The sequence below is a fragment of the Sphingobacterium sp. NPDC055431 genome, from assembly GCF_053644255.1.
Genome location: NZ_JBSHLH010000004.1, coordinates 23,282 through 38,469 on the forward strand (window position 1 = coordinate 23,282; position 15,188 = coordinate 38,469).

Below are 15,188 nucleotides of genomic sequence, written 5' to 3' on the forward strand. Positions count from 1 at the left end.
TTTTTTATTGTGCAATAGCCTACTGCAAAGAATTCAATGCTATGAATTCTTTTGAGTATTCATTTAGTAATTCAATATTTAGGTAGATTTTCAGCATTGTTTATGGAATGAGAACTTTTGAACTTGAGTGTTTTATTTAATGAATTCATATTCATTCCATACTTCCGATAACCTGTTGGAAATAAACAATTAAGGAGCTTGAATTGAAAGGTTGTTATTTATTGATACTCAATATCAATAAAAATATAGTTTGAATATATTTAAACTTGATTTCTTTTTTCTAATTTTAACTGCTGTTTGAAAAACATCTGGCCAAACCAGGAAAAAAGTACAAACTAACTATGAATTAATTAAATGGATAATCGGATTATTCTTGAGGAAGAACAATTGAATCTCAGTGAAGGGATTCAGGAGTTCGGTTATTTATTGATTGTTGATTTAGACTATTACCTCATTGCAGGTAGTGAGAACTGTGATGTTTGGTTAAGCAATCCTGTTTCCACTTATCTAGGAATTAATTTATGGGAGATATTAACTGCATATTTTTCGAAATACGTAGTCAGTATAAAAATTGCGGTTGATCAAGTTATTAATGAAACCAATGAACGGGTTTTATTGGAATTGGTCATCCAAGGAGAACCATATTATCTAAATATCTATTTATTCAATAACAACATCTATTTAGAGTTTGAAAAGAAATTTGAGGACTCGAATGTTTTTTTTCCAAAGTTTGAAATTGTAGATAAGCTATTAAGTGAAAGCAAAGGAAAGATCTGGAAGGTAGTCAGTTCTTATATTTCGAAGATTTCTGGATTTGATCGGGTAAGGGTTTTTCAATATGTCGGTGATGGAGATGGCTATGTATTGGCGGAAAGTATTGAGAATTCAGACTTGGAAAAAATATTAGGCTGTTATTATCCTGATATGGATATTTTTAAGCATGCTAAAAACATTCATTCGGTCAATTTCCACCGCTATACCGCTCAGGTCAATGGTAAAACCATAAAGATCGTAACTAAAGATAATTTTAAGCCCAATCTATCACAGACAAATATCAGGATGATTTCTCCGATCCATGCAAATTATCTCATTCGCGATGGAGTCAATTCAAACCTTAGCGTATCCTTGCAGATTGATGGAAAGATTTGGGGATATATTTTTTGTCAAAGTAAAAAGGGAAAGAAAATAAACCTCTTAAAACGGGAGGCCATGGTGTACTTTATTCAAATGGCTATTTACCGTTATGAAGAGGAACAAAAGAATAAGATCAAGGACTTTCAGGATGATATTAGGAATTTTGAGCTTCAGCTGAAGGAAAAGTTAATCCTGAAAAATAACCTTGCTGAAGCTTTAATGAGTTTGGATAAAGAGCTCTGCTATTATGCCAAAGCAGATGCTATGCTTATTTTGATTAATGGTAAGCTTTATACCTACAATATCTCCATTGGTTTTGATAAAGTATTAGATATTAAAGGACTTATTTCCAGAGTATCAAAGGATTCAATCTTCTTTGATGCTGAGTTTATATTAAATCATGGTGAAGAGTTAGGGTTGGATTCAGAACGATTTGTCGGCTTAGCTGCGCTTAAAGTTGAGTTGGAGGAGAATTGCAGTGTGCTTTGGTTTAGGAAGGAGAAAGTGTTCAAGAGGAAGTGGGTAGCCAAACCCGAATCTAGGATTAAAATGAACCTACCGAATGATTCATTTGAAAGGGAAGAACATCCTGTCCTCGATATTTGGCATCAAACTACCGTTGGGATCTGTGACCCTTGGCGCGATAATGAGATTTATTTTATTAAGCGGTTAAGGAATCTGATCATCCAGAGCAATAAGAATTTTTCTCAAGAAATCGTAAAGCTGAACAAAGAGGTGATCGACCTGAATAGGGCACTGGATAACTATGCCCATACGGTGAGCCATGATCTTAAAAACCCTTTATCAGCAATTAACCTCTCTACCCAGATGCTCCTTCAACGACCGGAAATGACAAATGACCTGAAACTGAAGATGCTGAAGAACACGAAAGAGGCCGTGGAAGTCATTTCTGAACTGCTGAAGAGTATTCATGATTTTTCTAAGGTGAAAGACTATCAGTACAGTATGGAACCAGTGTATGTGGAAGAATTCCTGAAGCAAATTGTGAACTTCAGTCAATTGCGCTATAATGCCCTTGGAACTGAAGTGATATATGGTAATATTCTTCCAGTTTATGGTGAAAGAAGTATTGTATACCAATTGTTCCAGAATTTAATAGGGAATGCCATTAAATATAGTGCAAAAGTAGAAAAGCCCGTTGTAACCATTTCTTCTAGCCTCAAGCATGAATTTGTCCGTTATACCATCCAAGATAACGGTATAGGGATCGCGAAGGAGGAGTTGAGTACCATTTATGATTCCTTTAAGCGGATGTCCAATGCCAATAGTTATGAGGGAACAGGCTTAGGCCTGACCATTGTAAAGCGGATTGCCGACCGACTCCATATTACAATCGAGGTGGAAAGTGAAATAGGAAAAGGAACATGTTTCCATCTGTTGTTCCCGAAAGAGGTTTTCATACTTCCTTCTCAATCCTAGTCAAAAGCAAATTCTTTAATCCCAGTAAATTCCGGTATTGCTAAAAATATGGGGTAAATGTTTCAATTATTCGGAAATAGATGATTTTAATAGCTAAAAAGCTCACTTAAAAAAATTATATTTGCGAATTAAATTGAAGGCATAATAACCTATATGAAGCATATACGCAATTTTTGTATTATCGCACATATCGACCACGGGAAAAGTACTTTGGCCGATAGATTATTAGAGTATACCAATACCATCACCCAACGTGAGGCGCAAGCACAATTGTTGGACAATATGGACTTGGAACGTGAAAGAGGGATTACGATTAAGAGCCATGCAATCCAAATGGAGTATACCAAAGATGGACAAACGTATGTGTTAAATCTGATTGACACCCCGGGTCACGTCGATTTTTCATATGAAGTTTCTAGATCGATTGCTGCCTGTGAAGGTGCTTTGTTGATCGTAGATGCTTCTCAAGGTATACAGGCACAGACTATTTCCAACCTATACTTAGCCTTAGAGCATGATCTTGAAATTATCCCCATCTTGAACAAGATGGATTTACCAGGAGCTATGCCGGAGGAAGTAAAAGATCAGATCGTTGAATTGATAGGTGGAAAGAGAGAAGAAATTATCCCTGCCTCCGGTAAGACCGGAATGGGTATTCCTGATATCCTAACTGCTATCATTGAGCGTATCCCTGCGCCGGTTGGCGATCCTGAAGCTCCATTACAAGCCTTGATCTTTGACTCCGTATTCAACTCTTTCAGAGGGATTATGGCCTATTTCAAAGTTGAAAATGGTGAGATCAGAAAAGGAGACCGTGTAAAGTTTGTTGCTACGGGCAAAGAATATATCGCTGATGAGGTTGGTACCTTGAAGCTAAACCAGGTGCCTAAGGAAGTAATTAAGACCGGAGATGTAGGTTATATTATTTCTGGGATCAAAGAAGCTAGAGAGGTAAAAGTAGGGGATACCATCACGAAGAAGGATCGTCCTTGTGCCCAAGCTATCCAAGGGTTTGAGGAAGTTAAGCCCATGGTATTTGCGGGTATCTATCCTGTAGATACGGAAGATTATGAAGAGCTAAGGGAGTCTATGCACCGTTTGCAGTTAAATGACGCTTCGTTGGTGTTTGAACCTGAATCTTCAGCTGCATTAGGTTTTGGTTTCCGTTGTGGTTTCTTAGGAATGCTGCACATGGAAATCATCCAAGAACGCTTGGAACGTGAGTTCGATATGACAGTTATTACTACTGTGCCGAACGTATCTTACCTAGCTTACCTGTCAAAAAATCATGAGGAGATCGTAGTCCACAATCCTTCGGATCTTCCTGATCCAAGTAAATTGGACAGTATCGAGGAACCCTATATTAAAGCAAATATCATTACAAAGGCTGAGTTTGTTGGTCCTGTAATGTCCCTATGTATTCAGAAACGCGGTACGATTGTGAACCAATCTTATTTGACATCTGATCGTGTAGAATTGGTGTTTGAAATGCCAATGGGAGAGATCGTTTTTGATTTCTATGATAAGTTAAAGACTATCTCTAAAGGATATGCATCATTCGATTATCATCAAATCGGTTATAGACAATCGGACTTGGTGAAATTGGATATCCGTTTGAATGATGAACCCGTGGATGCATTATCTTCATTGATCCACAGAAGCAATGCTTATGATTTTGGTAAGAAGATCTGTGAGAAATTGAAGGAACTTTTACCGAGACAGCAGTTTGAAATCCGTATTCAAGCTTCGATTGGAGCAAAGATCATTGCGAGGGAAACCATTTCTGCATTGCGTAAGGATGTAACTGCAAAATGTTATGGTGGTGATATTTCGCGTAAGCGTAAGTTGTTGGAAAAACAGAAGAAAGGTAAAAAACGTATGCGTCAGGTTGGAAACGTAGAGATTCCACAATCAGCATTTATGGCGGTTCTGAAATTAGATTAAGAAAATCAACCTATATAATATATTATGAATTTACTGGACGGTAAGGAAGTATCAACCAAGGTTAAAGAAGACATCAAAAGAGAGGCTGCAGAGCTTACTGCGAAGTTAGGCCGCAAACCTCATTTGGTAGCTATTTTAGTTGGAAACGATGGTGGTAGTGAAACTTATGTTGCGAGCAAGATGAGAAATTGTGAGCAAGTTGGTTTCGATTCGACCAATCTTCGTTATGATACGGATATCACTGAAAAAGAATTGTTGGAAAAGATCAATGAGATCAATGCAGATGAATCGATTGATGGATTGATCGTTCAATTGCCTTTACCTAAACATATTGATCCTGAAAAAGTTACTGAAGCTATCGATTACCGCAAAGATGTTGATGGGTTCCATCCAATCAATCTAGGTAGAATGCAACGTAATCTACCTTGTTTTATTCCTGCTACTCCTTATGGCATCATGTTGATGTTGGAACATTACGGAATTGATACAGCTGGTAAAAAGGCAGTCATTGTTGGAAGGAGCAATATCGTTGGCTCCCCTATGAGTATCCTTTTGGCAAGAAACTCTAATCCAGGAAATTGTACAGTTACCCTGACACATAGTAGGACAAAAGACTTGAAAGCTGAGGTTTTGCAAGGTGACATCGTGGTTGCAGCCATTGGCAAAAAGAATTTTGTAACTGCGGATATGGTAAAAGAAGGTGCTATTGTTATCGATGTGGGAATCAATAGGGAGAATTCGACCGAAACAAAATCAGGATTTAAACTTTATGGTGATGTGGATTTTGAGCATGTTGCTCCGAAATCTTCTTGGATAACACCAGTACCGGGAGGTGTCGGATTAATGACCATTATTGGTTTGTTAAAGAACACCCTAGAGGCTGCAAAAGGAACAGTGTATCCCAAAGCTTAAAAAATATTGAATTGAAATATGTTTATTTAAAGCTCCCAATTTTGGGAGCTTTTTTTGATTAATTTCCAACTATTTGAATTCTCCATGGTTTTAGTCCATATATTTGATTACTTATTTCATTAACCATGGCTAAACTTGATCAAGTAAAGAATAAGGATATTTTGGAAATGATCAACCAAAATGATGAAAACCTAAAAAAGCTTCATGAAATCGTTCGAAAATCATTTGAGGAAGAAAAATTAATCGTTGATAACCTTATTAATCCTACAGGTGAATACCTAAATAGGGGGCAACTTATTTCTGATAAGGTAGCACGATTTGGAGGCAGCTGGTCTTTTATTTTAATATTTACAGGGATTTTGATCGTTTGGATATTGTTCAATACGCTCATGATCAAGCAAGACCGATTTGACCCTTATCCTTTTATTTTGATGAATTTAGTCTTGTCCTGTTTGGCTGCCCTACAGGCTCCAATCATTATGATGAGCCAAAACCGACAGGAGGAAAAGGATAGAAAACGGGCTGAGAATGACTATCTGGTAAACCTAAAGGCTGAATTAGAAATCAGGAGTTTGCATAAGAAAATAGATGTACTATTAGAGGAAGAGGTTAAACAGCTATTTGATTCGCAGGTGAACCATTTAAAATTGCTGAAACAACTCTCGGATCATGTCGACCGCTTGGAAAAGGAGTTGAAAAACAAAAATGTCCAGCCATAGTGGGAATGGCTGCCATATTTTTCAAAAAATTGGTATAAATATTGCGAAGTGCAATCAGTATATAATTATTACAATAAACTATTATTACACAAACAAATTAGAAACATGAAAAAAATCGCAGTATTAGCAGCAGTTGCATGTGCACTTTCCTTGTCAGCATGTAACAATAATTCATCTATGGATAAAAACAATGATGGAGATACTTCAATCGGTGAGAAATTAGATCATTCAATTGAAACTACAAATGAATCAATTGATGAAATGAAAGCAAATGCAGATGCTGAATTGGCAAAAGCTGAAGAAAATGTAAAAAAAGCACAAGCTGATTTAGATGCTGCAGTAAAAAGTGGCGATAAAAAGGCTGAAGAAGCTGCTCAAAAAGCATTAGATGATGCAAAATCAGCATGGGAAAAAACAAAAGAAGCAGCTAAAAAAGCTGGTGATAAAATTGAAGAAGGTGTAAACAATGCAGTAGATGCTACAAAAGAAGCTGGTCAAAAAACTGGCGAAGCTATCGATAACACTGCAGAAAAAGTAGGTGATAAAACAAAAGAATTATCTGGCGACGCCAAAAGAAAAGCAGAAAACGTTAAAAAAGCTTTAGAAAACTAATAAAATCCATTTATAGAATGGTTATTAAGTTTTTAATTGAAAGCGCCAATACTATTGGCGCTTTTTTTATTTTGATTTTAGGATAGGCTCCTAGAAATTCTATTTATTGCTGTATATTGTTGGTTTAACAATAAAAAATGAATTGGAATAAAGAAGAAGTTGTCGCATACTGCTTTAATAAATGCAAAAATAGGGTAGAAGAAATAAAATCAGCCATGGATTCAGCGCAAGATGCTATCCTGAATGATACTAAAAGTAGTATGGGGGATAAATATGAAACATCCAGGGAAATGGCCCAACAGGAAATAAGTCGCTTGCAAAATCAGCTGAAACAGGCTGAAATTGACCTGGATAAAATCAATGGATTAGACTTAAATCCCTCGGAATTGGTGAGAATGGGTAGCATTGTTCAAACAGACCAATTTGATTACTTTATTGCGATCTCTATTGGCGCAGTTAAAATTAAGGAGAAAACCCTTATGGTCATTTCTAAAGAGTCACCTATTGGGAGCATCTTGTTTGGGAAAAAGGTAAATGAATCAATTCAGTTCAATAATAAAACAATTATCATCAATAAAATTTATTAGGATATATATAACGAAGATCTAACGAGCTTATGGCTCGTTTTTTTTGTTTGTAAAATAAGTGGTTATGTTACAATGGTTTTAAATGGAGAGGTGATTGTAAATGCAGTTTTCAGTAATGAGAAACAGAAAGTTGAAGAATTTGTATAGATTGATTTACAATAAATGAAAAAAATAATTGTCAAAACTTTTTAGGAGTAATTTTTGTTTAGATTTAAGTATTATTTACCAACAAAAACAAGGTGATTTATGAATCTTAAAAAAATCTTAACTATTGCATTGGTTTCCGGAACCCTGATGACCGGAACAATCGCTTGTAAGTCCAAAATATCGGACGCCGACTTGAAAGCAAAAGTAGAAACTGCTGTTCAGGCTAATCCTGGAATTACCGTTGATGTGAAAGATGGAGTGGTTACTCTAAACGGAACGGCAAATTCAGAAGATGAGAAAGTGCAGATCGAAAATGCTGCAAAAGCTGCTGATAGCAAAGCTGTAAAGTCTGTACAAAACAATATCGTAGTGAATACGATGCCTCCTGTTGAAATCAATACCAATGATGCTGACTTAACTTCAAAAGTAGCCGATTTTACCAAAGACTTTCCTTCGGTAAAAACCGCTGTATCTGACGGAGTTATTACGGTAACTGGTGAATTGGAACAAGCACGTGTACAAGCTCTGAAAATGGGTCTGGATGCATTGAATCCGAAGAAAGTAGACATGAGTGGTTTAACTGTTAAATAGAAAATAATATGAGTTTACAATCGAAATATCAGGTATTAATTGATACTGCAAAGGCTTCAGGAATGACAGATTTGGCTATCGCAGAACAAGATGGTGTTTTGCATGTTCAAGGTACAGCACCAAATGCAGATGTAAAAAATAAATTGTGGGATATCTACAATCAAATTGACCCTAATTTCCTAAGTGGTGATGTGGTCATGAATGTGGATGTATCATCTGCTGTAGCAGGTTCTCAAGTACGTGTAATTACGGAAAGTAGCAATTTGAATATCCGTAAAGGTCCAGGAACGGATCAACCAATCGTAGGTAAAGCTGCGAAGGATGAAATCATTACTTTAATTAGCCGTGCCAATGATCAATGGTGGTTGGTAAGAACCAAAGATGGTGAAGAAGGATATTGCTATGCGCAATATTTGGAGCCCGTAAGCTAAAAGGAAAATTGAACATATAAAAAGCCCGATATCATTTATCGGGCTTTGATTTTTAATAATCTTTCTATAAAGTCAATCCGACAACATTTCCACTACTTCCTGCTAAATAAATAAGCTTTTTATTGAAAGAAACGGCAATGACATTAAAACTTTCAGTCGAAATATTTTCCCATGTCTTTCCTCCATCTTTGGAAATATCAGTTCCCGATGTTCCTGTAGCAACCAATATTTCAGGACTAATGTATTTTACTGACGATCGATATCCATGAACTGGAATTTCAGGTTTATCCCATGATAATCCAGCATTATGGGTCAGAAGAATGTTATTGCTGTTGTCCTTATCTGAGGTATAGTTTCCACCTACAACAACACCAACACGCTCATTGAGGAAATCAATGGAAAATATTCCAGTACTGGCAGAACCAGACCAGATAGGAACATCCTGAACGTCCAATTTTCTTTCCTTTTCACTTCTTTTCATCAAACTTGAATAGGTGCCTCCAGTACCAATATATAACCAATCATTGATGACCTGAAGAGAAGACCCACTTGCTGCAAATGCCGCTTCCCCGGGCTCCGCAAACAAATGAATTTCTTCAGTCACATCAGTCCAAGTCTTGCCTTTATTGTCACTCTTCAGCAATTGAAATTGTCCATTGATGGGATCTCCTAATATATAACCTGTTTTTCCCTTGAAGTCCATTCCATCTAAAAAGATAGCAGGATCCTCATTCTTATATGTTTCTGTCCAAGTTTTCCCAGCATCTTTCGTATGTAATACTACTGCAGGTGCTCCAGCGCTGACAATAACTGCTTCTTTGGCACTGAAAACCTCAATATCCCTGAAATCAAATTTTTCATATCCTTTCGGCGAAATCCATTCCCAGTTTTTGCCGGAATCAATAGATCTTCCAACCATCCCATTGCTTCCACTTACCCATACAACCTTATTTTTATAGGTTTCCAACCCCCTAAAACTAGCCTTGTTACCAGAAGTTAGGGTTTGAAAGGATTGGGAATAAGCTTGAAAGGCGAAAAGACAAACTGCAGAAATTAGAAAATATCTTTTCATACTATGATAGTTGCTTCATTAATTCATCAAATTCAGCCCGAAGGGTATTAAGTTGCTCTTCTAGTTGGGCTACTTTTTCTTCTAGCTGCGCAATTGCCGTATTATTGGTTGTTGATGGACTTGAGGGAGCCTCTTCCTCATAAGAATCCTCATCAAAGTCTGCAAAGAGATGGATATATCTTACTTCTTTTTGGCCTGGACGTTTTGATAATTGTTTGATGTACAAAGGTTCAGAGGTACTTAGTTTTTGTAGGAGTTCCTGTACCTCATCAAGATTTTCAAATTCATATAGACGACCAGAATTGCTATTGATTTCACCAGCTGTTAAAGGTCCTCGAAGAAATAATAGACAGATTATTGCTAATTCTTGGGGCAATAAGGGAAATTGAATCGCCAAGTTGTGTTTATATTTTGTAACTCGACTACCACCACCAACAACAGTTGAAATCAATCCTTTTTTCTTCAATCCGTCCAAAACTTGGATAACCAGATTTTCATCATATTGAACTACGGGCTTTCTTGAACTTTTTTGATTACAGGCAGTCAACAGACCATTAAGGGTCATTGGATAATATTCTGGAGTAGTCTTAGATTTTTCTAATAATGATCCCAATACTCTAATTTCTTCAGGGCTTAAAATTGGTAATGATTTAGTTTCTTCCATATATTAAATTCATCTGTGTTAATAAATATACAGATTAATAGGAGAAAGGGGAGAGGATTGGATAAATTCCCACTAAATAATGGGCATTTAATACAGAAAAAGGAAGAACAGGCTATAATTTTAATAGCCTGTTCTTCCTCTTAAGTACAGATGTTTTTTTAGAATGGCTAATACCTTATTCTACGTCCATAAATTGAGCGATTTCTTCTCTAATTTCAGACGGTAACATCATATAGATTTCTTTTTTCAAAGTGACTTGTTCTCCCTGAATAGTTGAGATTTTGCCATCATAGCTAATAATAGATTCAAAACCCCCAATTAACCATTTTCCATCTTTTTCAAGATAGTCCCGGTGTTTTTCATCTAATTTCTTTAATTCTTTAATTATTGCTTCGCTATTAAAGTTTTGGTTCTTTACCATATTGAAAAATCCTTTTAAGTTGATTATTATTGGAAAAAGGAAAGTACCTTTTGGAATTGTGCTCCTTGATTCAAACAATTATCAAATGTTCAACAACTACGGATACGCTTATGAAAATATTGTGCCAATTATGTAGAAAGGTTATTAAAAAATTTACAAATAATCCGAGGTTAACATAGCGCTAACAAGAAGCTTGATAAATTAACTTTAATGAATTTTCTTTTGAATCGTGTTTAATTTTTTATTAGTGTGAAATCCAATAAAATGTACAGTCCTAATAATTGACGATAAATTGTATCTTATTAATAACAGATTTTGAAAAGAAATATTGCATGAATTCTGCAATTGTTAACTTTTCTTTTTCTCATATACGGCATACCTCCCATTAAACTGATCCTTAGTAGATACCGCTATCACTATTTTCCGCTTTTGGTCCGTGAAGTAATAATCATCTTTATCCGTACCTATTGCCTCATATCGCTCTTGAAAAAAGGCCAGAATATAATCAATGTCGATACTCGGATCATTTTTAAACCGCACAATTGCATAAGCGCATTTTCCTCCTTGAAAGACATAATACAAGGATTCCACATAAGGTGAATCAGTTTCAAATGAAAGAGCCGGGCCTGAGTCATTCAGTAAATTCCTTTTTTCTAAATCTTTGATTTGTTCCTTAGAGCCACCAAATTTAATCACAGGCTCTGGGATATCCGTTATCTTAGGGATAACGGTTATTTCAGTGCTGTTCTTTTTACCTTCATTTGTTGCATTTATCTTTACTTTTCCAATATGATGGGCAGTAAAGAGACCTTCTTCGTCGATGGTCCCAACATACTTATTTGAACTTTTCCATTTCGTGTTTTTATCATTCGACTTTAATTGAAGCGTTTCCCCCACATATAATTTTGAGGCTTGATTTTTTGGTTCTATATCTTCATCGAGGATACCTTCTTTAACACATGAACTCAAAAAAATAGGGAAAAGGATAATAATAATGGTCTTAAAATAGTGTTGTCTTGCCATAGCCTTATATATTTATTTGTCTATAAGGTAGTTCAATTAAATTAATCAATAGTTAAAATAATAATAATTAATGCTTTCTCTAATGGATTCCTTATTTTAGAAATATTTAGGAAAGTGAAAAACATAATATTTTGATAGTATGATGAAAGAAAATGAAAAGATACTCAATCTTATTCAGGTGTTGATGAACAACCAAATGTTGTCTGATTTCTTAAAGGAATATGATTACTCAGTGAATTTGTTTGGTTTAAAAATATCAGATTCAAGACATTATTTTTTGAGATTATCCCAACCAAAAGATGAAATAATTTTATGGATGCAAGAGGAGTACATCCCTAAGCTGGATCATACAGGAAAATGGATTCAATATCCTGCAATTGAGAACCCTCGGGTAGAACGTATTGAAGCCTCAACTAAATACATACCTACAGATTTGACATACGAAGAGTTTAAAAACAACTTGGTACAATTTTTTGAGCAGTTGAAAAAATACCAGGCAAACCATCTCCAGCATGTAAGTCATGAAAAGTTGAACCAAAGCATTGATGATTTAATTGCAGAAATAAATTCCTTGAGCAAATAAAAACAACTTTAGAAGCATAAAAAATGGGCTATAAATTATAGCCCATTTTTTATGTGATGAATTTAGATTGCTGGATTCTGAGCATATTCTTTCCAGACATCTTGAATGTTCTTTCCAAGCGATTGCACAAAGAAATCATTGTAGTTAGTGCCATTGATCAAGGCATTGTTCAATTCTTTTACAAAATTCTTGTTCTTATGTGTCTCAATCCATAACAGGAATCGACCGGTAATTCCATAGCTACCATCATAGTTATGTTCTGGTTTGTAATCTTGTAATGTCCATGGATCAGGTTCATCTATACCATAATGATACCTTACATTGTCTGCAATGCCTTCAACCAGCCATCCAGGTACCGAACCTTTATAATCCTGTTGTATATGGTGCATGGTCTCATGGACAACGACATCACCGTCTTTCGGATTTCCTTCCATGTATTTGAAGCCAAAAACCACGACCTCACCCCAGGCATAAGCAGCACCATCATAAGTAGGATCAATGATGAAGTACATTTTCTTTTTCGCATTCGGATTAAAATCATTGAGAAGCTTTGGATAGACCGTAAAATAAGTGTTCATCAATCTTTCCTGATATTCCAATTGTGATTTATTGGAATGATTGATAAAAACCAAGGAGACATTGTTTTTGGTCAAGCTATCAATCTTTTGGATAGGTTCCTGTTTTTGACTTGAAGGTGGCATCTGGATCAGCCTGAACTCTGAAGCTTGGAACATATTGTCATTGTAAAGCTTGGAGATAGACCATTTGTAATGGGTGAATTTCTCCTCATTCTTGAAAAAGAAACTGTAGGTATTCCTTCTTTTTCTGAATTGCATGCCCATATGGCTATCCAGTTCTTTCCAGGTCTGACCATCATTGGACCCATAAAACTTCCAATCCATCGGATCACGGCCGTCAAAATCATTTCCTGTGGTAAAATCATAGCCCGCAACAAGCTTCGCCGTATCAAATTGGAATTTGATATCTAATGTCTTAAAGTTTTTTGCGAGGAACTTCGTCGTGCTGTCACCGTCAGTTAATTTGGTTGAGCCTTCCTGCCCATTAGCCCCATCTGGATTTTCTATGCTTACGGTCACTCTAGCATCAGTGGTAATGTCCTTAATTTCAATTTTTTCCAATTCAGGGTCAGGTTGGTCCAGGAAACTGTCTTTGCTACAACTGCTGTAGATAACTGCACAAAATAGGGCAAAAGTCAAGCTTTGTAGTTTGGTTTTCATTTTTAGCATATAATTTTAAGTTTAGTTTATAATCACGCTAGTTATTGCTGTTATGTTAAATTAACGCTAAATCTAGTAAAATCTTATGCCTGTCATGAGCTAAATCGCGTTAGCCTGAAAAGGTTTTTCCTGAATTCTTCGTTTCTATTAATTCTTAGGCTTTTTTTACTTAAAAAAATTGAACCCCCATAGCTGGAGATAGCAAATATGCTAAAGCTAGTTTAGCAATTAAAATTTAGATTAAAAGTGGCTTTTTAGGCCAAATTCCTTGAAATCGAACTTTTGCAAGCATATAGCTACAAATTATTTTTAAGTAGGGTAGAGCAGGTCCGAATATTAAATTGTTATTAATTTTTGTTCTACTTTTGAGCATTATTATATTAATAAGGTATGAAAAAGTTAAGTATATTATTGTTGTTTGCTGTATTATTTATCTCTTGTGAAAAGGACAATGGAGTTGTTCCTGAAAAATTAAAAGAGGAAGTATTATCAGATCTTAAAGGTAAAGTGTTTACAGCTTATGAAGCTCAAATGTCTTCCGAGAGTACAGGTCCAGTAATGTTGGAGCCGAATCAAGGTTACTTTACTAAAATGGAGTTTGTAGGTACTGTGATTGAGATGACCAGTGCTAATGGAACAAAATCTAGATACGGTTTTGAGATCAATAATGCGAACAGAGGCAGCACTGAATTGCCTGATATCTTTACTCTAGCAATGAAATCTAACTTTCAAGAATTTTACATTTTATTAAGTAGAGATTATTCCAATGCTACTGTGCTCCTTACGGATGCGGGTAAAAGCTATAGCGTTAGCTTAATGAAATAATTATAAATACTTACTGAACAACATATTGATGCCCGATTAAATTATAATCGGGCATTTATTTTTTCTTAATATTCCCATCCTACAAATCGCTGGGTTAACTTATTCCTCTCAAACACCCAAACGACATGATTTGTGCAAGCCCCATCTCCAATCTCTTGCACAGCCAGATAGACATTTCCCAGTTTATAATAGTCAAAAGATTGCCTAGCTGAGCCAATTCCCAACAATAGTTCTGTTGGTATTGAAACTTTGGTTCCTTTGATAGTTGCATCCGCCTTTTCAATTAATTCATTTGGAATTCCACAATCCGCCAGATAATAATAGATTCCATTTATTGACTTGATGGCAGTGGAGTTCTCATCATAGTATGCTATCTTTTTCCCCTTCAGGTTTGCTGGCTTTATTAAATATTGCATGGAAAAATCTGCTTTCCTTGGCTTCTCCAGTTTGTTTAGTGCCAATAGTTGGGAATTATGGATAAATCCTGCCTTAAGCGGTTTTTCATCCTTTATTTCAACGATGGAAAAAGGCAGGTTTTCATAATATAGAATCTTGATCCATTGATCTTTTGCTAGATCTTGTTCTTCAACCTGATCTATCAACACAACTGTATTGTTCTTCAATTGGTTTTGAATTTTCCCTTTTGAATCTGCTGATTCCCTTACATTCGAATACCCCTCCTTACTCTGAATAAGATATGGTTGTGCCCAGGAATCTAACGGATTAAATATTGATAGCAACAATAGTGTAATCCAATAATATAATTGATGATATTTCATGATTTTCTTTTGTGTTTTTTTGCTAATGCAATTTATAATTATTGGAAATAGGTCCTAAATAAAACC

16 protein-coding genes are annotated in these 15,188 nt (G+C 35.7%); 10 read left to right on the top strand and 6 right to left on the bottom strand.

Annotated elements, in window-relative coordinates; all coding sequences use genetic code 11:
* Window positions 1–354: 354 nt before the first annotated feature.
* The 8 genes from ACWIB3_RS05725 to ACWIB3_RS05760 all read left to right on the top strand — a co-directional run bounded on the left by ACWIB3_RS05725 (window position 355) and on the right by ACWIB3_RS05760 (window position 8,517).
* Window positions 355–2,574 carry an ATP-binding protein gene (locus ACWIB3_RS05725; RefSeq protein WP_454291132.1) on the top strand — a complete coding sequence of 740 codons (2,220 nt, stop codon included), beginning with the start codon at window positions 355–357 and terminating at the stop codon, window positions 2,572–2,574.
* A gap of 153 nt (window positions 2,575–2,727) precedes the next feature.
* A complete protein-coding gene (gene lepA / locus ACWIB3_RS05730) occupies window positions 2,728–4,518 on the top strand; it encodes a translation elongation factor 4 (RefSeq protein WP_185214386.1) in 1,791 nt (596 codons plus the stop codon).
* Between the two features lie 24 nt (window positions 4,519–4,542).
* Entirely contained in the window at window positions 4,543–5,430 is an 888-nt protein-coding gene (locus tag ACWIB3_RS05735) for a bifunctional 5,10-methylenetetrahydrofolate dehydrogenase/5,10-methenyltetrahydrofolate cyclohydrolase (protein ID WP_185216231.1), read from the top strand.
* Window positions 5,431–5,555: 125 nt separating this feature from the next.
* Entirely contained in the window at window positions 5,556–6,149 is a 594-nt protein-coding gene (locus ACWIB3_RS05740; protein ID WP_454291133.1) for a DUF1003 domain-containing protein, read from the top strand.
* Between the two features lie 105 nt (window positions 6,150–6,254).
* Entirely contained in the window at window positions 6,255–6,761 is a 507-nt protein-coding gene (locus ACWIB3_RS05745; protein WP_454291134.1) for a hypothetical protein, read from the top strand.
* Between the two features lie 137 nt (window positions 6,762–6,898).
* Window positions 6,899–7,348 carry a hypothetical protein gene (locus ACWIB3_RS05750; RefSeq protein ID WP_454291135.1) on the top strand — a complete coding sequence of 150 codons (450 nt, stop codon included), beginning with the start codon at window positions 6,899–6,901 and terminating at the stop codon, window positions 7,346–7,348.
* A 246-nt stretch (window positions 7,349–7,594) separates the two neighbouring features.
* Window positions 7,595–8,086, top strand: a complete 492-nt coding sequence (locus tag ACWIB3_RS05755) for a BON domain-containing protein (protein ID WP_185214391.1) — start codon at window positions 7,595–7,597, stop codon at window positions 8,084–8,086.
* A gap of 8 nt (window positions 8,087–8,094) precedes the next feature.
* On the top strand, window positions 8,095–8,517 hold the full coding sequence (locus tag ACWIB3_RS05760; RefSeq protein WP_185214392.1) for an SH3 domain-containing protein: 423 nt from the start codon (window positions 8,095–8,097) through the stop codon (window positions 8,515–8,517).
* A 64-nt stretch (window positions 8,518–8,581) separates the two neighbouring features.
* Here the strand turns inward: ACWIB3_RS05760 and ACWIB3_RS05765 are convergent, their stop codons facing one another.
* The 4 genes from ACWIB3_RS05765 to ACWIB3_RS05780 form a co-directional block, all read right to left on the bottom strand.
* A complete protein-coding gene (locus ACWIB3_RS05765; RefSeq protein WP_454291136.1) occupies window positions 8,582–9,589 on the bottom strand; it encodes a WD40/YVTN/BNR-like repeat-containing protein in 1,008 nt (335 codons plus the stop codon).
* 1 nt (window position 9,590) lies between these two features.
* A complete protein-coding gene (locus ACWIB3_RS05770; RefSeq protein WP_454291137.1) occupies window positions 9,591–10,253 on the bottom strand; it encodes a YceH family protein in 663 nt (220 codons plus the stop codon).
* 175 nt (window positions 10,254–10,428) lie between these two features.
* On the bottom strand, window positions 10,429–10,674 hold the full coding sequence (locus ACWIB3_RS05775; RefSeq protein WP_185214395.1) for a hypothetical protein: 246 nt from the start codon (window positions 10,672–10,674) through the stop codon (window positions 10,429–10,431).
* Between the two features lie 348 nt (window positions 10,675–11,022).
* Complete coding sequence (locus ACWIB3_RS05780; RefSeq protein WP_454291138.1) at window positions 11,023–11,697, bottom strand: Ig-like domain-containing protein; 675 nt, start codon at window positions 11,695–11,697, stop codon at window positions 11,023–11,025.
* Between the two features lie 139 nt (window positions 11,698–11,836).
* On the opposite strand from ACWIB3_RS05780, the gene ACWIB3_RS05785 reads away from it, so the two are divergent.
* Window positions 11,837–12,280 carry a hypothetical protein gene (locus ACWIB3_RS05785; protein ID WP_313259137.1) on the top strand — a complete coding sequence of 148 codons (444 nt, stop codon included), beginning with the start codon at window positions 11,837–11,839 and terminating at the stop codon, window positions 12,278–12,280.
* A gap of 62 nt (window positions 12,281–12,342) precedes the next feature.
* On the opposite strand, the gene ACWIB3_RS05790 is transcribed toward ACWIB3_RS05785, so the two are convergent.
* Complete coding sequence (locus ACWIB3_RS05790) at window positions 12,343–13,518, bottom strand: basic secretory protein-like protein (RefSeq protein WP_454291139.1); 1,176 nt, start codon at window positions 13,516–13,518, stop codon at window positions 12,343–12,345.
* 390 nt (window positions 13,519–13,908) lie between these two features.
* On the opposite strand from ACWIB3_RS05790, the gene ACWIB3_RS05795 reads away from it, so the two are divergent.
* Window positions 13,909–14,343, top strand: coding sequence for a hypothetical protein (locus tag ACWIB3_RS05795; RefSeq protein WP_313259141.1), 435 nt, complete (start codon window positions 13,909–13,911; stop codon window positions 14,341–14,343).
* Window positions 14,344–14,408: 65 nt separating this feature from the next.
* Here the strand turns inward: ACWIB3_RS05795 and ACWIB3_RS05800 are convergent, their stop codons facing one another.
* The gene (locus tag ACWIB3_RS05800) at window positions 14,409–15,122 is read right to left on the bottom strand and encodes a hypothetical protein (RefSeq protein ID WP_313259144.1); all 714 of its coding nucleotides are present in this window, start codon (window positions 15,120–15,122) and stop codon (window positions 14,409–14,411) included.
* Window positions 15,123–15,188: the final 66 nt, after the last annotated feature.